At 35.7% G+C, this 19,323-nt stretch carries 14 protein-coding genes; 7 read left to right on the forward strand and 7 right to left on the reverse strand.

Annotated elements, in window-relative coordinates; all coding sequences use genetic code 11:
- Positions 1-7 precede the first annotated feature (7 nt).
- Positions 8-301, forward strand: a complete 294-nt coding sequence (locus tag A9D35_RS09910; RefSeq protein WP_066222355.1) for a FoF1 ATP synthase subunit delta/epsilon — start codon at positions 8-10, stop codon at positions 299-301.
- 76 nt (positions 302-377) lie between these two features.
- Here the strand turns inward: A9D35_RS09910 and A9D35_RS09915 are convergent, their stop codons facing one another.
- Genes A9D35_RS09915 through A9D35_RS09940 form a run of 6 tightly spaced genes read right to left on the reverse strand, consistent with a single transcriptional unit; the run spans position 378 to position 6,365 of the window.
- Positions 378-818, reverse strand: a complete 441-nt coding sequence (locus A9D35_RS09915; RefSeq protein ID WP_066222358.1) for a LexA family protein — start codon at positions 816-818, stop codon at positions 378-380.
- Positions 815-2,071 carry a Y-family DNA polymerase gene (locus tag A9D35_RS09920; protein ID WP_066222361.1) on the reverse strand — a complete coding sequence of 419 codons (1,257 nt, stop codon included), beginning with the start codon at positions 2,069-2,071 and terminating at the stop codon, positions 815-817. Before A9D35_RS09920 ends, A9D35_RS09915 begins: the two co-directional genes overlap by 4 nt.
- A 59-nt stretch (positions 2,072-2,130) precedes the next feature.
- Entirely contained in the window at positions 2,131-3,222 is a 1,092-nt protein-coding gene (locus tag A9D35_RS09925) for an acyltransferase family protein (RefSeq protein WP_066222363.1), read from the reverse strand.
- Positions 3,223-3,226: 4 nt separating this feature from the next.
- Positions 3,227-4,567: a sugar MFS transporter gene (locus A9D35_RS09930; RefSeq protein ID WP_066222366.1), complete on the reverse strand. Its 1,341-nt coding sequence runs from the start codon at positions 4,565-4,567 to the stop codon at positions 3,227-3,229.
- Between the two features lie 47 nt (positions 4,568-4,614).
- Entirely contained in the window at positions 4,615-5,328 is a 714-nt protein-coding gene (locus A9D35_RS09935; protein WP_066222368.1) for a LytR/AlgR family response regulator transcription factor, read from the reverse strand.
- Positions 5,325-6,365 carry a sensor histidine kinase gene (locus A9D35_RS09940; RefSeq protein ID WP_066222371.1) on the reverse strand — a complete coding sequence of 347 codons (1,041 nt, stop codon included), beginning with the start codon at positions 6,363-6,365 and terminating at the stop codon, positions 5,325-5,327. Before A9D35_RS09940 ends, A9D35_RS09935 begins: the two co-directional genes overlap by 4 nt.
- A gap of 239 nt (positions 6,366-6,604) precedes the next feature.
- On the opposite strand from A9D35_RS09940, the gene A9D35_RS09945 reads away from it, so the two are divergent.
- From A9D35_RS09945 to A9D35_RS09965, 5 genes are all read left to right on the forward strand, one after another.
- Positions 6,605-9,718: a SusC/RagA family TonB-linked outer membrane protein gene (locus A9D35_RS09945; RefSeq protein WP_066222374.1), complete on the forward strand. Its 3,114-nt coding sequence runs from the start codon at positions 6,605-6,607 to the stop codon at positions 9,716-9,718.
- Positions 9,719-9,723: 5 nt separating this feature from the next.
- Positions 9,724-11,328, forward strand: a complete 1,605-nt coding sequence (locus A9D35_RS09950) for a SusD/RagB family nutrient-binding outer membrane lipoprotein (RefSeq protein WP_066222378.1) — start codon at positions 9,724-9,726, stop codon at positions 11,326-11,328.
- Positions 11,329-11,422: 94 nt separating this feature from the next.
- Positions 11,423-13,351 (forward strand): glucosamine-6-phosphate deaminase, encoded by a 1,929-nt coding sequence (gene nagB, locus A9D35_RS09955; RefSeq protein ID WP_066222382.1) that lies wholly within the window; start codon positions 11,423-11,425, stop codon positions 13,349-13,351.
- A 6-nt stretch (positions 13,352-13,357) separates the two neighbouring features.
- The gene (locus A9D35_RS09960; RefSeq protein WP_066222385.1) at positions 13,358-13,783 is read left to right on the forward strand and encodes a hypothetical protein; all 426 of its coding nucleotides are present in this window, start codon (positions 13,358-13,360) and stop codon (positions 13,781-13,783) included.
- Positions 13,784-13,800: 17 nt separating this feature from the next.
- Positions 13,801-15,843: a beta-N-acetylhexosaminidase gene (locus tag A9D35_RS09965; RefSeq protein WP_066222388.1), complete on the forward strand. Its 2,043-nt coding sequence runs from the start codon at positions 13,801-13,803 to the stop codon at positions 15,841-15,843.
- A 62-nt stretch (positions 15,844-15,905) separates the two neighbouring features.
- Here the strand turns inward: A9D35_RS09965 and A9D35_RS09970 are convergent, their stop codons facing one another.
- Positions 15,906-17,417 carry an aminotransferase-like domain-containing protein gene (locus A9D35_RS09970; RefSeq protein WP_066222390.1) on the reverse strand — a complete coding sequence of 504 codons (1,512 nt, stop codon included), beginning with the start codon at positions 17,415-17,417 and terminating at the stop codon, positions 15,906-15,908.
- Between the two features lie 69 nt (positions 17,418-17,486).
- Here A9D35_RS09970 and A9D35_RS09975 point away from each other — a divergent pair, with 69 nt between their 5' ends.
- Positions 17,487-19,307, forward strand: a complete 1,821-nt coding sequence (locus A9D35_RS09975; protein ID WP_066222395.1) for a TonB-dependent receptor plug domain-containing protein — start codon at positions 17,487-17,489, stop codon at positions 19,305-19,307.
- Positions 19,308-19,323 lie beyond the last annotated feature (16 nt).

Raw genomic sequence — 19,323 nt, forward strand, 5'->3', positions numbered from 1 at the left:
ATAATATATGTATTTAGAAATTGTATCGCCAGAAGGCAAAATATTTAGTTCTGAAGTTGATGCCGTAACGGTACCAGGTGCAGATGGAGAGTTTGAAATGCTTAACCATCACGCTGCTATAGTTTCACTTTTAACAGAAGGAACCGTTAAAATAAAAGTGCATACACAGTCTCATTTAGAATACGATAAATTACATCCTGAAGTAACCCCACATATGGTTGATACTAAAGTATTAACCTTTAAAATTAAGTCGGGAACTTTAGAGTTAAAAGACAATAAAATTATAATCTTAGCCGACTAATAATTTTATTTTCAATATAAAAAAGCCTCAAAATATTATGTTTTGAGGCTTTTTTTATAAAGTTGGTTTTACTATATCAAACACGTTTAATAACATTGGTCACGATACCCCAAATCACAAAATCGTTAGCATCTGTAACCTGAATAGGTTCATAGTTCGGATTTTCTGGCATTAACCAAATTTCACTACCCTGAACATTTAAGCGCTTTACAGTAAATTCGCCATCTAAAAAACATACTGCTATTTTATTATGGGTCGCTGCTAGGCTTCTGTCTATCACCAATAAATCTTTGTCGTCTAGGCCAGCTCCTATCATAGACTGACCGCTAACCCGTGCAAAAAATGTAGCTTCTTTATTCCGCACTAATTCTTCATCTAAAGATAACCGTTCTTCTTTAAAGTCGTCTGCAGGGGAAGGAAATCCAGCCGATATTCCAGAATCTACAAAAGCAGCTCCTGAATTCGGGACAACTTCCGGTGTAAAAAACGTTAATTTAGGCGTTTGGTGTAGCATCATTTTACAATAATAATTTCATTAATATTAGTCGTATATTTTGGTGATAGTCGTTCTTGTTTCATTTTCCATGTCTGTTTTAAATCCTGATTTCCCAACTTAATAGCATGACCTTTATATTTTATATTTAAAGTATCTATAATCTGCATTAAAGGTTTATGCTTTGGATTTTCAGAACTAAATAGATTCAATTGAAAAGCATCATTAGGAACTAAACCTGTCACTATAACTCCAGCACGTTTATACTTTACACCAACTTTAAACAGTTGCTTAACTGCTACTACAGCTTGTTTACTAATTATTAAAGATGAATCGGTTGGATATGACAAGGTAATCATTTTACTGGCATTTTCATATGAGATATCCGTTTTATGACGACTGCTACTCAATTGCACAATAATCATATGGCAACTACTGTTTTGCTTTCTCAATTTTTCGGCACAACTTGTAGCAAACGTAGAAACTCGTTCGGTAAGATTATCGATATCAGAGAAGGTGTTTTCAAAGCTTCTTGTAGTAGCAATTGCTTTTTTAGGCGATGGTTTTTCAAGCACTAAGGTTGCCTTCCCTAACAAATCTTGTTTTAGCCTCCACTCTACTATAGAAAATTGTTTACGAATATAATCGTCTGGAAGTAATGTAAAATCGTAAGCAGTATGACAGTTCTTTAACTTTAATCGCCTAGACAAGTGTCTACCAACACCCCAAACATCTTCAATTTTTAACCACTTTAAAGCTTTAATTCTAGAAGCCTCAGAATCTATTAAATACACCCCTTTAGTGCGTTCTGGAAACTTTCGTGCAATTTTATTGGCCACCTTTGAAAGAGCCTTAGTTGGTGCCATACCGACACAAGTAGGAATACCAGTCCATTTTAATATTCGAGTTCGCATTTCATGTCCACAGGCATTAAAATCGAAATATTTAAATCCTTTAAATTCTAAAAAAGCCTCATCGATACTGTACACTTCAACATCGGGTGTAAATTGTTCCAAAATTCGCATTACTCGCGAGCTCATATCACCATAAAGAGGATAATTTGAAGAAAATACCTGAATATTATTGGCTTTAAAGAAAGCTTCATATTTAAATGCAGGTGCTCCCATAGGAAGGTTCAATGCTTTTGCTTCGTCACTTCGTGCAATAACGCAACCATCATTATTAGATAAAATGGCAATAGGTTTTCCTCGCAAATTCGGATTAAAAACCCGTTCGCAAGAGGCATAAAAATTATTACAATCTACCAAAGCATACATGGCTATAAAGGTACATTTTTTTCATGTATCTCAATACAGCACTAAGTGCCTAAAGGTTGTTAAACTTTAATAAAAATCTTCTTTTTATACAGATACAGTCCTAATCCTAAATAACATAAAACAACTACCACAGCATAACTTAACGATGAAAAATTTGCAGGCAGAAAATCGTGAACAAAAAACGTCTTGTATAACCAAGAATGAATATTATCGTTCTCCCCAACAGGAATCAAATAAAAGATTTTACTAATTAAACTCGACAGAAAATAGACGGTAATGGCATTCATTCCTGCATATTTAAAAATCGCTCCAAAATGCCAGCCTTTTACATCTACAATAAAATATATAATCCCCAAAATTAAGGTACCATAGCCTGCGGTTGCAAGTACAAAACTACTACTCCAAAGGGCTTTATTTAAAGGAAAAACCAAATGCCACATATAACCTAACACAATGCCTAAGACTCCTAATCCAATAAGTTTTATCGCTTTGTGAAGGCCTTCTGAATCTAAAAATTTTCCTATAAGCACGCCTAAAAGACTTGTTGCTATTGCTGGAATTGTTCCTATTAAACCTTCAGGGTCGTAATCAGGTTGCCACATGTGTTTTCCAAAAACCTTTAAATCTATAAAATTAGACCAATTATTAGCCGCACGTTCAAAAGTAGGAGCTGTTCCGTTTGGCAAGGGCACGAACCCTAAAAACAACCAATACCCTAACAAAATTGCAAAAGTAATCCCTAATAAGGTTTTCCAATTACAATTAAGATATAACCAAGCGGTAATAAAAAACACAATTCCGATACGCTGTAAAACACCTGAAATACGAACCGTATCTAAAGCTTCAAAAAACGGAGGAATAGGTGTAAATATATTTAAAAACAAACCTAGACCTATCAGCTTTAAACTGCGTACAGCGACCTTTTTATAAGTTCCGGTGGTATTCGATTTATACTTATATGCATAGTAAATAGAAATACCTACAATGAATAAAAAAAAAGGAAAAATTAAATCTGTAGGTGTTAAACCATGCCATTCCGCATGAAGCAACGGCGCATAAACACTCCCCCAATCTCCAGGGGTATTTACTAAAATCATGGCAGCAATGGTGATGCCTCGAAGTAAGTCTACAGATTCAATACGCTGTTTCATAATTCTAAGCTTTTTTCAATCCTACCTTATGGCCATAAACGGCATAGAATAAAATGAAGATATAACATGGTATTAATATCCAATACCCCGAAGTAGCCGAAGTTGACATAGCTGTGGCTTGGTCTACCCCTTGTGCGATTAACTCTTCTTTTTTAGAATCGACTAAGGCTCCATATAAAGGCGGAATTATAGCTCCCCCTGAAATGGCCATCACTAATAAAGCCGAAGCTGTTTTAGTGAATTTACCCATGCCATTTAATGCTAACGGCCAAATAGCTGGCCAAACTAATGCATTTGCAATCCCTAAGGCTGCCACAAATAATACCGATGTAAATCCGGTAGTATTTAAAATACATAGCGAAAAGATTATTCCCAAAATTGCACTTAGTTTTAAAGCCAATACCTGACTGATATATTTAGGAATTAAAAATACTCCTAAAGCATAGGTTGCCACCATTGCCATAAGCGTCATTAAGGTAAACGATTTGGCTTCTTCACCAGGTATTCCTAAAGACAGCCCGTAGGATATAATCGTGTCTCCTGCAATAACTTCTGCACCTACATATACAAACAATGCCAGTACCCCTAGCCATAAATGTGGAAACTGAAAGATGCTAGTCTTTTTGACGATCACTGCTCCAGACGTAGTCTCTTCTTCAATCTCTTCGGCTTCAACATGTGGCAATGGTGCTTTTGTAATTAACACTGCTAAAATAAACAGCACAACAGCCATAACGATATAAGGCATCACAACACTATCGGCCATCTCGTTTAATAACGTATTTTTTTCATCTAAAGACACGGTACTTAGTTGTTCTTTAATCTCATCGATACCAGACAATAAAATGGCTCCAAAAATAAAAGACCCTAAAGCACCAGCCACTTTATTCGCTATTCCCATAATAGCGATACGTTTAGCAGCACTTTCCATAGGCCCTAAAATTGTTATGTACGGATTTGAGGCAGTTTGCAAAAGCGTCATGCCTAATCCCTGAATAAAAATCCCCGTTAAAAATAAAGTATAAGTACGTGCTTCGGCAGCTGGAATAAAGACTAACGCCCCAACACCCATAACGGCAAGACCTAAAGACATTCCTTTTTTATACCCTACCTTTCCAATAATATAAGATGCAGGTAAAGCCATAACAACAAATGAAATATAAGACGCAGACGCCACCAAATACGATTGTGCGTCGGTGAGTTCGTTTATGGTTTTCATGAAAGGGATTAAAGCCCCGTTAATCCAAGTAACAAATCCGAAAATAAAAAACAATCCGGCAATAATAAATATAGGCACTAAAGAAGAATTCTTCTGTGCAGCGTGAGCTTGTACAGGTTTAGACATAATGATTTAGTTAATTAATTGTATTGGTTTGTGGTTAATATACTTTGTTAGGCATCTTCATTTTTAAAGATGCGTTCTCGTGTTACTTTTACATAATTACGACCTATAGGAATCTTTCGGTTGGCAATTTCTATGGTATTGCCTTCTACCGATTTTATTTTATTAATAGAAATGGTATACGATCTATGCACCCGTAAAAAGTTTGATTGTGGTAATTCTTCAGAAATGGCGGTTAAAGATTTATGCACGACATAATCGCCCAAATTGGTAATCACTTTTATATAATCTTTAAGGCTTTCTACGTAGAGAATATCGTTTAAATTCACCTTGACTAACTTCTTACTCACTTTTAAGAAAATATGAGGTTCTTGCTGAAGATTTAATTCTGATGTAGCATTATTAACATATACCTGTTGGTAAACCTTATTGATAGTCTTTAAAAACCGATTAAACGGTATGGGTTTCACTAAATAATCTAACACATTTAGCTCGAAACTTTTAACGGCATATTCCCGGTAAGCGGTAGTAAACACGATTAATGGCTTATAGCTTAGGTTTTCTATAAATGCAAATCCGCTTAATTGAGGCATATTAATATCTAAGAATATGACATCAATTTTTTCCTGTTCAATTATAGGATAGGCCTTTAACGGATTATTAAAAGTAGCTACGATTTCTATATGATCGAAATTCTTTAAATGATCCTCTATCACCTTTATTGCTAAAGATTCGTCGTCAATAATTAAGCACTTAATTTTCATCGAATGGGGATTTTTAAAAACAGATTATACGTATTGTCTTTAATGGTAGTTTCTAAAACATAATTGCTAGCAAACAGTAAATTTAGTCTGCGTTTGGTATTTGCTATTCCTATACCTTGCTCGCTCGTTATATTAGGATTTGCTTTAAAGCTATTTACCAAAGTAAAAGCTAAATAATCTTTTCCTATAACCTCGAAGCTCATTCTCACTATAACTTTATCGCAATTTTTCAGACCGTGTTTAAAACAATTTTCTATAAAGGTTAAAAATAATAACGGAGGCACCTCAACATCTTCAATATCGCCAGTGATATCCATTTCACAGTCTATGCTTTCATTAAAACGCAAACGTGCAATATCTATAAAGTTATTAATATGATTTATTTCTTCAAACAAATCGGCTTTAGAGCTATTTACTTCATACAACACATACTGCATCATATCTGATATTTTAATAACCAGTTGTGGTGCATTATCAGACTTCGTTAAAGTTAGTGCATATAAATTGTTTAAAGTATTAAAAAAGAAATGTGGCTGAATTTGAGTTCGTAAATATTTAAGTTCGGTACTTAATTGAAGCTTTGCCAAATCCTCGTTCCGCTGTTTTTCTATACTCCAATCTATTAACAGTTTTATGGCAGACACAAATCCTATAACATATAGTTCTCCTAAAACCACAGCAATAACGTGATTTAACTCCATAAACCTACCTGCATTTTCGGCTTCTGGCCAAATATCTTTGGTAACCAATACATAATTTAATCCGGTTCTTACCAAATACACCATGGCTAGCATAAAAATAAGCCACAACACATAGCTCCAATACTTCTTTCGCAAAATAAGTTTAGGTATAAGGTAATACACATTAACATAGACCACTATAATATGTATTGGAAACTCTACAAGATTAGATTTTAAGGAATACCAATAATCCTGAAAGTAACTTCCCCAACGTACAACATTGAATATAAAGTAACCCAACCAAAATAAAATGTGGTATTTAACAGAAATGGATTGCTTGATATCGATTTTAAACAATGTAGTAATATTTAAGATTAGGTGATAATATTTTAAAAAAAACGACTAATTATTAAGCAATTTTAATAATATAATAGTTAATTCACAATTAAATTAACCTTTGTTTATTTTATAAAAAACGCTTATCGAGACTCTAATGTTATTTATATGTTAAATCATGTCGTTTAGATATTTTATTTCATAGGAAATATAAAAATGAATAAACTTGAATCAAATAACAGAGACTAAACAATCAAATTATGAAACACTATTTAAGAATGACTTTCTTATTTTCTTTATTGTTTTTTAGCGCGCAATTCCTGCAAGCTCAAAGCAAAGAAATTAAGGGAACTGTTACCTCTAAAGCAGATGGCATGCCAATCGCTGGGGTAAATGTGTTGGTTTTAGGCACATCAAATGGAACACTAACCGATTTTGATGGAAACTATACCATAGACGCCAATGTAGGAGATGTATTAAAATTCTCGTATTTAGGTATGACAACCTCACAGGTTACGGTTGGCGCTTCTAGCACATATAATGTGCAGCTCGATGAGGATAGCCAACAATTAAACGAAGTTGTAGTAACAGCTTTAGGAATTAAAAAAGAGAAAAAGGCACTTACTTATTCGGCCCAAGAAGTTGGCGGAGACGAATTAACCCGTGTTAAACAAACCAACCCAATTAATAGTTTATCGGGTAAATCTGCCGGGGTAACTATTACTAGAAGTTCTTCAGGTTTAGGTGGAGCATCTAAAGTGGTTTTAAGGGGTAACTCGTCTACCTCTAACAACGATCCGTTATATGTAATAGACGGGATTCCGATGCTAAATAGCGGAAACGGATCTAACGGAAACGAGCCTGGTACCGATATTTTTGGTAGCCAAACAGGAAATCGTGATGGTGGTGATGCCATGTCGTTAATCAATCCAGACGATGTAGAAAGTATGACAGTTTTAAAGGGAGCTTCGGCTTCGGCACTTTACGGAAGTCAAGGTGCAAACGGGGTTATCTTAATTACCACCAAAAAAGGTAAAGACGGTAATTTGGCGGTAAATTTCAATTCTAGTTTTACGGTAGACAATGTAGTTTCATTACCAGAATTACAATCTGAATACCAAAGTAATTCTGTAGGACAGCCCGTAGCCGAAAACGGAAACGTAACCGACCCAATGTCTTGGGGAGCAAAAACAGGTGGTTTAAGTAACGACGCTAAAGATTTTTTCCAAACTGGTTATACCTCTATCAACGCCTTGTCTTTAACAGCAGGAAACGCAAAAGCACAAACATATTTCTCTTATGCTAATACAGTTGGAGAAGGTGTTATACCAGGAAATAAGCTTACAAAAAACAATTTAACCTTAAGAGAAACTGCTAAGTTTTTAAGAGACAAAATTGAAGTTTCTGCAAATATTAATTTATCAGATCAGCGTATTGGAAATCGTCCAACAAACGGACTTTATGCTAACCCTTTAACTGCTGTTTATTTAAACCCGGTAGGCATTAGCAGAGACACATATAAAAATCAATACGAATATTTTAATGCCGATTTAAACCAAATGGATCAGTATGCTACATCTTTCGCAGAAAACATACAACAAAACCCATATTGGTTAATTAATCGTAGCCCAAGTAAAGATATTGCACAGCGTGTGTTAGCAAACGTATCTGTTAAATACAATATTACCGAAGCCTTTTCTTTACAATCTAGAGGAAGTTTCGATAAAACGTTCTATACCTACGAGAAGAAACAATATGCCGGAACCGATATTGCAAACTCGGGATCTAACGGTCGTTATATTCTTGAAAAAACAGAAAACACCCAACAGTATATTGATTTGATCGCATCTTACAACACCGATTTTTCTGAAAACTTTACCTTTTCAGGATTATTAGGAACAAGTTTAACAAAGTATAAAATTGGGGATCAAACCTTTTTAGATTCTGGTCGTGATGGTGTAGGATTAAATTACCCGAACTATTTTGCAATTCAAAATTTCGAAAACACAAATAATATTCGTCAAACAGTTTCAGACAGAGAGGTACAATCTGTATTTGGTTCTGCAAACTTTGGCTATAAAGACATGTTATTCCTGGATGTTACTGGGCGTACAGACTGGTCTTCAACTTTAGCAAACACCGATAGTTACTCATTCTTCTACCCTTCTTTTGGTTTAACAGCCGTTTTATCGGAGATGTTTGACATGGGCGACGGAGTATCATTTGCAAAAGTAAGAGGTTCTTATGCCGAAGTTGGTAAAGATATTCCTGTGGGCGCAACAGTGCCTTTAAATTATATCAACCAAACTAATACTAGTATTTCTATAGTGCCATTTGCACCAATTGAAGGCGAAACATTAAAACCAGAACGCCAAAAAGGATTTGAAATTGGTACAGAGTGGAGATTCTTTCAAAGCCGCTTAGGTTTAGACTTCACATATTATAACTCTAAAACTTACGATCAGATTTTTTACATCACTGCAGAACCTAACTTACACGGATATTCTCAAAACATCGTAAATGCTGGAGAAATATCTAATGCAGGATACGAAATTGTAGTAAATGCTAAACCTGTTTTAACCGACAAATTCTCTTGGAATACAGCTATTAACTTTGCCCAAAACGATAACAAAGTGGTTTCTGTTCACCCATCATTAGAAAACGGAGAAGCTATAATTACGGCACCTGGAGTAAATGGTTACGGTTACTCTTTAGTTGAAGGTGAAGATTTTGGTAGTATTAAAGCCCGATCGTTAGTAAGAGACGAAAATGGTGTGCCAATGGTAACTACCACTATTGAAGATGATGGTACGCCTACTTACGCCTTACAATCTACAGGTTTTGAAACTGTAGCACATGCACAACCAGACTTTACATTAGGTTGGAATAACGATTTCGAATTCGGGAACTTCCACTTAAACTTCTTAATCGATGGTAAATTTGGTGGAGATGTAATGAGTGTTACCGAAGCCATTAACGACCAATATGGTGTGTCTCAAACTACTGCCAATGCTAGAAACACAAACAATGCTATGGTAAATGTTGTCGACCAAAATGGAGCTAGCGTACAAATAACTGCTCAAGACTACTACAATGGTATTGGTGGCCGTGCAGGTATGTTGGGAGAATATGTTTACGACGCTACAAACGTAAGTTTACGTGAATTCTCTGTAGGTTACAAACTGCAACTAGCAAGCAAAGCCGTTGAAAATATTAGCTTTTCATTAATTGCAAATAACCTATTCTTCTTCTACAAAAAAGCGCCATTCGACCCTAACATTACATCTAGTACAGGAATGGGATTACAAGGGGTAGATATTTATAACCAACCTTCTACACGAAGTATCGGGTTTAACATTAACGTAAATTTCTAAGAACAATGAAAAATATACTTAAATATACTATGGTCGCTATGACCGCCATAAGTTTATCAAACTGTACTGGAGATTTTGAAGAAATCAATACAAACAAGTATGGGTATTCTGACGAAGAACTAACACAACAAAACAATCATATAGGATCGGGATTTTCAACCATGTTCGATAATATTATCAGAACAAATCCAGGATGGAACTACCAATTACAACAAAACCTTAATGCCGATATCTTTTCTGGATATATGGCGTCTCCAACTCCTTTCGCGGGTAACATTAACAACCAAACTTATAGTTTAGTAGATGGCTGGAATGGTTTTATATGGAGCGATGCCTACGATGGTAATGATGGTAACGGGGTAATTCCTTTTGCACAACGTATTAACGATATTGTTGAAGCTTCTGGTAACGAAAACAGTATGTTATTTATTTACCTGGCTAACACCATTAAAGTTATGGGTATGCATCGTGTATCCGATATTTTTGGTCCAATTCGTTACTCCAAATATGGAGATTACGATACAACGGGTGAATATGATTCTCAGCAAACCGCGTATCAAACATTCTTTAACGAATTAGATGAAGCCATAGATGGTTTAGAAAATTTTGAAGGAAATGCGCAATTTGTGCCTTTCGACAAATCAGATTTTGCTTCACCTGCATCCGACAACATCCGCAAATGGCGTGGATTTGCAAATGCTTTACGTTTGCGTTTAGCCATACGCGTATCTAAAGTAGATCCTGTGTTAGCACAAACCGAAGGCGAGAAATCTTTAGCAAGCAACGCTGGATTTTTAGATGCCGGAGATATGCGTGTTGGTATGAATGGTTTTTCTCACCCTCTAATGGAAATTAGTAACGGTTGGGGAGATATTGCCATGAGCGCCGAGATGGAATCTATATTAAAAGGATTTAACGACCCAAGAATTTCAACCTATTTTGCTGCTCCGGTAGATGCTTCTTTAGGAAACTATAAAGGGATTCGTCAAGGTATTAAAATTGAAGCGAAATCTACTTACGGATCGCATTCTCTACTAGGTACCTATATAGCCGAGCCAACAAAAATATGGATGACTCAAGCCGAAGTTTATTTCTTAAAAGCTGAAGCTGCTTTAAGAGGTTGGGCTGGAGCCGGAGATGCTAAAACAAACTACGAAATGGGGGTTAGAGCTGCTTTTACACTAGCTAACTTAAAAAATGTAGAAGATTATTTAGCAGATACTACAAGTACTCCTGCAGATTATATAGATCCTATAAATCCTGCAAATAACTACGCCTACCCTAGCGATGTAAAAATTGCTTATAACGAAGTGGGTTCTAAAGAAGAACAATTAGAGCAAATTATTACTCAAAAATGGATTGCTATGTTCCCTGACGGGCAGGAAGCTTGGAGCGAATTTAGACGTACAGGTTACCCTAGAATATTCCCTGTTGTTGTAAATAATAGTGGTGGTACAATTGATACACAAACTCAAATTCGTCGTATTAATTTCGTACAAACAGAAAAAGATGTAAATGGTGCTAATGTAGACCTTGCCATAGGCATGTTGAAAGGCCCAGATAATGGAGGCACAAGATTATGGTGGGACACCGGACTACCTAATTTTTAAAAACGTTGTTGGTTACTAAAGTCAATTAAGTGTTTGATTAGTTCACAAAGTAAACGGGACTTGTATCCCGTTTACTTTAACAAAAAAAATTACAATGAAAGTAGATAATACTGATTACAAAAGTATAGCCTACACGGAGGCTGGAAAATTTGAAGAAACTCGTTTTGAAAAAATTCATAACGTTATTTTCAACTCTTCAAATGAAGCATCAATTATAGTTGCTCAAGAAATAGCAGCTTTAATTATAGAGAAAGACAAGTTAAACCAACCTTGTGTTCTAGGTTTAGCTACAGGATCCTCTCCTATAAAAGTCTATGAAGAATTGGTTAGAATGCACAAGGAAGAAGGCTTAAGCTTTTCGAATGTTGTAACTTTTAATTTAGATGAATATTACCCTATGGGAAAAGATAATATTCAGAGTTACTTCTACTTTATGCATGAGCATCTTTTTAACCATGTTGATATTCTTCCAGAAAACATAAACATCCCGAACGGAATGGTTAGTGCAGACGATTTATATCAATATTGCATAGACTATGAGTTAAAAATAAAATCGTACGGCGGATTAGATTTTCAACTTTTAGGTATTGGCCGTACTGGGCATATTGGTTTTAACGAGCCGGGCTCGCATTTAAATTCTGGAACACGAAGCATTACCCTAGACCACCTAACTCGAATCGATGCCGCACCCGCTTTTTTAGGCATAGATAATGTTCCTAGAAAAGCCATTACTATGGGAATTGGTACCGTAAAAAGTGCGAAACGCATAGTGTTATTAGGTTGGGGATTAAACAAAGCAAAAATCCTAAAAAAAACGATAGAAGGCGAAGTAACATCTAATGTTCCGGCAACCTACCTACAAGATCACAACAATACTACTTTTGTAATAGATAGTGAAGCCTCGTCTGAATTAACACGTGTAAAAACACCTTGGTTAGTAACGTCTTGCCATTGGAATGACACCTTAAAATTAAAAGCCGTAGTATGGCTTAGCGAATTATTAAACAAGCCGTTTTTAAAATTAACAGACAAAGATTATAACGATAACGGCATGTCTGGTTTACTAACCGAAGAAGGTACTGCTTACGATTTAAACATAAAAATGTTTAATAAAATGCAACATACCATTACTGGTTGGCCAGGAGGAAAACCAAATGCAGACGACACGTATAGACCAGAGCGTGCAACACCAGCAAAAAAACGTGTTATCATTTTTAGTCCGCATCCAGATGATGATGTCATTTCTATGGGAGGAACTTTCGATCGCTTAGTAGAACAAGGACACGAGGTTCACATCGCGTATCAAACTTCAGGAAACATTGCTGTTTCCGATGAAGAAGCGTTAAAATTTGCTGAAATCACTTATAAACTAAACCCCAATGCTACCGAAGCTAAAAACATAATTAGTTTCCTGAAAAATAAAACCGATAAAGATATCGATTCGCCTGAAGTAAGACATTTAAAAGGCCTTATTAGACGTAGTGAATCTTTAGCAGCAACGCGTTATCTAGGCTTGAGCGACGACAATGTTCATTTTTTAAATCTGCCATTTTACGAAACGGGGACTATAAAAAAAGGAAACTTATCGCAAGAAGACATAGACATTGTTGTCTCTTTGATTGAATCTGTAAAACCTCATCAAATCTATGCTGCTGGCGATTTGGCCGATCCGCATGGTACGCACAAAGTATGTTTAGACGCCCTATTTTCGGCATTAAACATACTAAAACCAAACGCTTACATGAACGATTGTTGGGTTTGGTTATACCGTGGAGCTTGGCACGAATGGGAATCTTACGAAATTGAAATGGCTGTACCTATGAGTCCAGATCAGGTGTTAAAGAAACGTCATGCTATTTTTTATCATCAATCTCAAAAAGACGGGGTTATGTTTCAAGGGGACGATTCAAGAGAATTTTGGGTTCGTGCCGAAGATCGCAACCGCTTAACAGCAAAAAAATACAACGACTTAGGTCTTGCCGACTATGCCGCTATTGAAGCCTTTAAACGTTATCATTTTTAAAAAATCATGAAAAAATCTGCCTTAATAATTTTGGCATTAATCTGTTTTAATTGCAAAAAAGAAACACCAACCATTGCTATTTCTGGAACGTGGAAATTGGTTTATGCCGAAATTATTGAGAACGATTCAATACAAATTAAAGATTTAGAAAATACCGAGTTCATTAAAATAATTAATGATTCTCATTTTGCTTTTTTCAATCAGAATAAGACCGATACTACCAATTTTTATAGCGGTGCTGGTACTTATGTTTTAAACGGAAACACCTATAACGAAGTTTTAAGTTTCACAGAATCTCAAAACTTAAAAAACCACAAGTTCTCGTTTAAAATTCAGATTAGCGGAGACACGTTAATTCAATCTGGGATAGAGCGTATTAAAGCTGCCGGAATTGACAGAACGATTACAGAAAAGTACATTAAAATAAATTGAGCCTTAAAAAAGACACAATGAAAAAAATCATACTACTAATTATAATCATAAACTTTACAAGTCTATTAAGCCATGCGCAACATGCTTTAGCTAGTAAGTATGATTTAATGCCTTGGCCAAAAAACATACAAGAAACAGGGCAAATACTCCCGATTACCGAAGATTTAACGATCTCTATAAACGGACCATCGCAAGACCGTGTTCAGTTTACGGCAACTTCTTTTTTAAGACGACTTTCTGGAAGAACCGGCGTATTTTTAAACTCAGGTTTTCCTACTTCTGCACAAAAAAACGCTAATGCTACCATTAAAATAAATTACAAAAAGGAAGGCGAATTAAGCATTACAAACGACGAATCTTATCAGTTAAAAGTTACAAGCTCTGGAGCTACAATTACAGCTTTAACAGATATTGGGGCTATAAGAGGATTGGAAACTTTGTTACAATTAACAAATTACGATACCACGCAGTACTATTTTAATGGTGTTACCATTGCCGATGAACCTCGTTTTGTTTGGCGTGGTTTAATGATCGATGTCGCTAGACATTTTCACTCGGTAGACGTGCTAAAACGAAACTTAGAAGCCATGGCTTCTGTTAAAATGAATGTTTTTCATTGGCATTTAATAGACGACCAAGGTTTTCGAGTAGAGTCTAAAACCTATCCGCAGCTCACAGATTTAGCGTCTGATGGATTATTCTATACGCACGAACAAATAAAAGATGTGGTGGCTTACGCATCGCGATTAGGGATTCGTGTTATTCCAGAATTCGATGTTCCTGGACATGCCACTGCTATTTTAACTGCTTTTCCAGAACTTGGGAGCAAACCAGGAACTACTTATACACTTGAAAGAAATTCGGGTGTTTTCGATCCAACTTTAGACCCTACGAACGATGAAACCTACGTGTTCCTAGAAAATTTATTTACCGAGGTTGCTCCGCTTTTCCCAGACACCTATTTCCATATTGGAGGCGACGAAAATGAAGGTAGAGATTGGGATGCTAACAAGCATATTCAGCAATTTAAAAAAGCACATAACTTAAAAACGAATCACGATTTACAAACGTATTTCAACATAAAGCTTGAAAAAATTCTAAATAAACTTGGTAAAAACCTTGTTGGTTGGGATGAGATTATGACGCCTACTATGCCCACTACAGCAGTGATTCATTCATGGCGAGGCGAAAACGAAGGACTTCCAAAAGGAGGTACTTTAATTGAAGCCGCCAAAAAAGGATATAACACCATTTTATCTAATGGCTTTTATATAGACCGCATGGAATCTATAAAAAAACACTATGCCACAGAACCTATCGGTGATGTAAAACTTACTAAAGAAGAAACGGCACGAATTTTAGGAGGAGAAGCCACTATGTGGAGCGAATTGGCAACTTCGGAAACCTTAGATTCTCGAATTTGGCCAAGAACTGCAGCCATAGCAGAACGATTATGGTCTCAACAATCGGTTAACGATATGGATAATATGTTGAAACGTCTGGAGGTTGTAAACTTTAGGTTAGAAGAACTGGGATTAACGCATATTAAAAATAAGGCTGTTATTTTAAGAAATATTACAAATAACCAAAATATATCGTCTCTAGAAACGTTGACGAATATTTGTGAGCCTCTAAAAATTTACGAGCGAAACAAAGATGGCATTGAGTATAAAACGTACTCCCCTTTTAGATTGTTTGCCGATGCTTGTACCGCAGATGCATCAGATGCCCTAGTGTTTAATCGTTTAGTAAAACAATACACAACATCGCCTACTGCTGCAACTAAAACCGAGATTATGGCTTATTTAAATCTTTGGTCGAAAAACTATGACGCCTTTTCCAAACTAAAAAAATCACCCATTTTAAATAGTTTAGAGCCGCTTTCTAAAAATCTTTCGGAAGCTGCTAAGCTCATTTTAAAAGGACTAGAATCAACCACCCTTTCTAATAGCGACAAAAATCTATTAAAAACGAATTTATCTGTATTAAAACAAGATCATGTAGATGTTGAAGTAGTGATTACAGAGGCTTTTGAAACGCTTTCAAAACACCTAAAATAACTTTTTTTTTAAATTTAGTTTGTTTGTTTTAAGGCCCGAAATCTAACATGGATTCGGGCTTTTTAGTTTTCATCACTATGCTGTAATGCCAACTGATTATAAATGGTTCTTAAATTAATAACTACAGCCTTAATTTCTTCTTCGTTTAAATGACCAAAACCAAAACGTATAGCACAAGTATCTTTATCCTGATATAAAATGGTTTTCGGTATAAACACTTCATGCTTTTCGGCTGCTTCGGCTAACTTCACCAACGAAATTTCCGATGTAAATTGTAGCCATATTGCCAATCCTCCAGAAGGCATTTCCCATTCTAATAGATCTCCAAAAAACAATGTTAGATAATTACACAAACAATCTCGGCGTTGTTTATAAATTAAAATATTCTTTTTTATAAGCCGATGTATTTCACCCTCGTAAATTAATTCTGAAAGCATTTGTTCCTGAATTAAATCGCCTTGCTGATCTAACAATTGCAAGTAATTTTTGGCCTCGGAAATTAAATTTTCGGGAGCAATTACAAACCCTGTTTGAAAACTAGGAAACAACGATTGACCTAATTTTCCCAGATAAATAACATGCCCATTCGCATCGGAACTCGCCATGGGTAACATCGCCGAGCCCTCGTATTGAAAATCGTAATCAAAATCATCTTCAATAATCGCAAACCCATAGGCCTTGGCTAATTGTAGTAGTTTTAATCGACGGTTAGCACTTAAGGTTTTAGTGGTAGGATAATCTCTTTGGGCGCAAACATATACACACCTAATGCTGCGTTTTACAAAATGTGTTTTTATATAATCGACATCTAAACCTTCGTAGTCTACGGGAACCGTTTTAATGTTCGCCCCTACTTGCTGAAAAATCATATTTGCCGAATAATTACTAAACCGACCAACCAAAACCACATCCTTTTGTTTTAAAAGCAATTGCGACACGATATACAAACTCATTTCTGTACTTCGCGTACTCAGAATATTATTTGGTTTTATATGAAATCCGCGGGTGGCATTTAAATAATTACACAGCTGGGTTTCGAACATAGAATACGAAACCTCGTCGGTACGATTCCATTTTTTTAGTAGAGGCTTACGCTTCATTGCCGCACTATACCATCTAGAAAATTGATGTGTAGGATGTAAACGCAAATCGGGTTTCCCTTCGTTAATCGCATATTTTGCCTTGGTAACCTGCCCAGTGGAAGCCAAATGCAACGATTCCTGAAATGAAAATCCCGTAGTTTTAGAATAATTATTCGCCTGATTTAAAGGGTGTGTTGTGGCCTTAATTTTAGCAGTAGCTTGCTGCGGAAGCAAAACAAATGTTCCTTTATTTGGCACTATTTCTACCCAGCCTTGAGAGGCTAATTCGTCGTAAATAGCCACAGCCGTGTTACGGTGTATTTTTAAAGATTGACTTAAAACACGCGTTCCCGGTAAGGTGGTGCCATGCAAAATATAGCCCCGTTGTATTAAATTTATAATTTGCTGCGACACTTGAATATACACGGGCTTTGAATCCGATTTATCGAAAACAATCAATTTTTTGAAAAGGGTATTAACCGGACTATTCATGGTTTTAAAACTGGACTAGTGTAATAGTCCGTAAAGTTACGACTTTTGCATCGTTTTTAAATAACAACTATGAAATCGACTAAACTCATTACCCTATTAAGTATTTTAACCACGGCCATCGGATTTGCCCAAGACCCAGTTGCCGAAGAACAATTAGACGAAATTATTGTTACATCTAGTAGAATTGAACTCCCTTTCTCAAAAAATTCCCGATCTATAAATATTATAACTTCCGAAGATATTCAGGCTTCTGCAGCAACTAATGTAGCCGATTTATTGCAGCAAGTTGCTGGTGTAGACATTCGTAGACGTGGAACAGCCGGAATGCAAGCCGATTTATACATTCGTGGTGGTAGTTTCGATCAAACATTACTCCTTATAGACGGAATTAAGGTCGACGATGCACAAACCGGTCACCATACCATGAATATGGCCTTACCCATAGAAGTTATCGAACGTATTGAAATTATTTCTGGACCTGCAGCTCGTGTATTTGGTCAGAATGCCTTTACGGGAGCCGTAAATATTGTTACTAAAAAGAGTACAGAAAACTTGTTGACTTTAGATACGCAAGTAGGCTCGTTTAACACATTAAATGCTGCGGTTACTGGAGGTGTAAATTTAGACAACTCATCGCACGTGGTGCACATGTCTAAAAACACATCGGGAGGATATAGACATAATACAGATTACGATAATCAGAATTACTTCATAAAAAGTACCTTTAATAAAAACAAACTCCCTATAAATTTTTTAGCAGCGCTTTCTGAACGTGATTTTGGTGCCAATGGGTTTTACTCTACCCCTTCTGCAACCGAACAATACGAAGAAACCCAAACAAGCTTAATTGGTATTTCAACAAAAATTAAGAACAACGATTGGATAATAAAACCTCAGTTATACTGGAGACGTAATCAAGATATGTATTTATACGATCGTAACAACCCAACAGGATATAGAAACCTACACATTACCAATAAAATTGGAGCCGAAGTTAATGCCTCTTACACTTCTAATTTAGGAATTACAGGCTTTGGAGTAGATGTGGCACAAGTATTTTTGGCAAGTAATAATTTAGGAGATAGAGACCGCTTAATGACAACTTTGTTTTTAGAACATCAATTTAAATTTTTCAACGACAAATTAGATGTTACTCCAGGAATTGCAGTAACTTATTATTCCGACTTTAAGTTTCATGCCTTCCCAGGAATGGATCTAGGTTACGAATTAAGCGACAACTTTAAAATTTATGGAAATGTAGGTTACACTTACAGAATACCTACTTATACCGATCTGTATTATAGCGACCCAACAACACTAGGAAACCCGGATTTGGATCCTGAAGAAGCCATTGCCGAAGAAATTGGATTAAAATTTAACAAAGCAAATTTTACAGCATCGGTTGCCTTTTTCAATAGAGATTCTAGAGATTTGATTGATTATGTTAAAGATAACGAAGAAGACCTTTGGCAAGCTACTAATATAGCAGAAGTTAATACTAAGGGTATAGATGTTTACGCCAATTACGGATTTACAATTGGAGCTTATATGCAAAGCCTTAATGCATCTTATACGTATATAGATGATGAAGTTAAAGATTTAGATGTAAATTATTCAAAATACGCCATTAACTCATTAAAGCATCATTTTGTAACCCGTTTTACCTCTCAATTTTTTCAAAATTTATCGCAATCTATTATTTATAAATACGCAGAGCGCACCTCTGGCGAAACCTATTCTGTAGTAGATGCTAGTTTGAATTATAATTTTAAAGCCTTTGAATTTTCTGTAATTGCAAATAACATTTTCAATACAGAATATACCGAAACCAACTTAGTACCTATGCCAAAAGGAAACTTAATTTTCGGATTAAAATACATGTTTAAATAAAATTTACACGCCTAAA

This window comes from Formosa haliotis (assembly GCF_001685485.1).
In the GTDB taxonomy this organism is placed as follows: Bacteria; Bacteroidota; Bacteroidia; order Flavobacteriales; family Flavobacteriaceae; genus Formosa; species Formosa haliotis.

Excerpts from the sequence above, each read along its gene's own strand:
- A9D35_RS09925 (WP_066222363.1), bottom strand. The coding sequence starts at position 3,222 with ATGAAACAGCGTATTGAATCTGTAGACTTACTTCGAGGCATCACCATT.
- A9D35_RS09945 (WP_066222374.1), top strand. The coding sequence starts at position 6,605 with ATGAAACACTATTTAAGAATGACTTTCTTATTTTCTTTATTGTTTTTT.
- A9D35_RS09935 (WP_066222368.1), bottom strand. The coding sequence starts at position 5,328 with ATGAAAATTAAGTGCTTAATTATTGACGACGAATCTTTAGCAATAAAG.
- A9D35_RS09975 (WP_066222395.1), top strand. The coding sequence starts at position 17,487 with ATGAAATCGACTAAACTCATTACCCTATTAAGTATTTTAACCACGGCC.
- A9D35_RS09965 (WP_066222388.1), top strand. The coding sequence starts at position 13,801 with ATGAAAAAAATCATACTACTAATTATAATCATAAACTTTACAAGTCTA.
- A9D35_RS09950 (WP_066222378.1), top strand. The coding sequence starts at position 9,724 with ATGAAAAATATACTTAAATATACTATGGTCGCTATGACCGCCATAAGT.
- A9D35_RS09920 (WP_066222361.1), bottom strand. The coding sequence starts at position 2,071 with ATGTATGCTTTGGTAGATTGTAATAATTTTTATGCCTCTTGCGAACGG.
- A9D35_RS09960 (WP_066222385.1), top strand. The coding sequence starts at position 13,358 with ATGAAAAAATCTGCCTTAATAATTTTGGCATTAATCTGTTTTAATTGC.
- A9D35_RS09915 (WP_066222358.1), bottom strand. The coding sequence starts at position 818 with ATGATGCTACACCAAACGCCTAAATTAACGTTTTTTACACCGGAAGTT.
- A9D35_RS09910 (WP_066222355.1), top strand. The coding sequence starts at position 8 with ATGTATTTAGAAATTGTATCGCCAGAAGGCAAAATATTTAGTTCTGAA.
- nagB (WP_066222382.1), top strand. The coding sequence starts at position 11,423 with ATGAAAGTAGATAATACTGATTACAAAAGTATAGCCTACACGGAGGCT.
- A9D35_RS09970 (WP_066222390.1), bottom strand. The coding sequence starts at position 17,417 with ATGAATAGTCCGGTTAATACCCTTTTCAAAAAATTGATTGTTTTCGAT.
- A9D35_RS09930 (WP_066222366.1), bottom strand. The coding sequence starts at position 4,567 with ATGTCTAAACCTGTACAAGCTCACGCTGCACAGAAGAATTCTTCTTTA.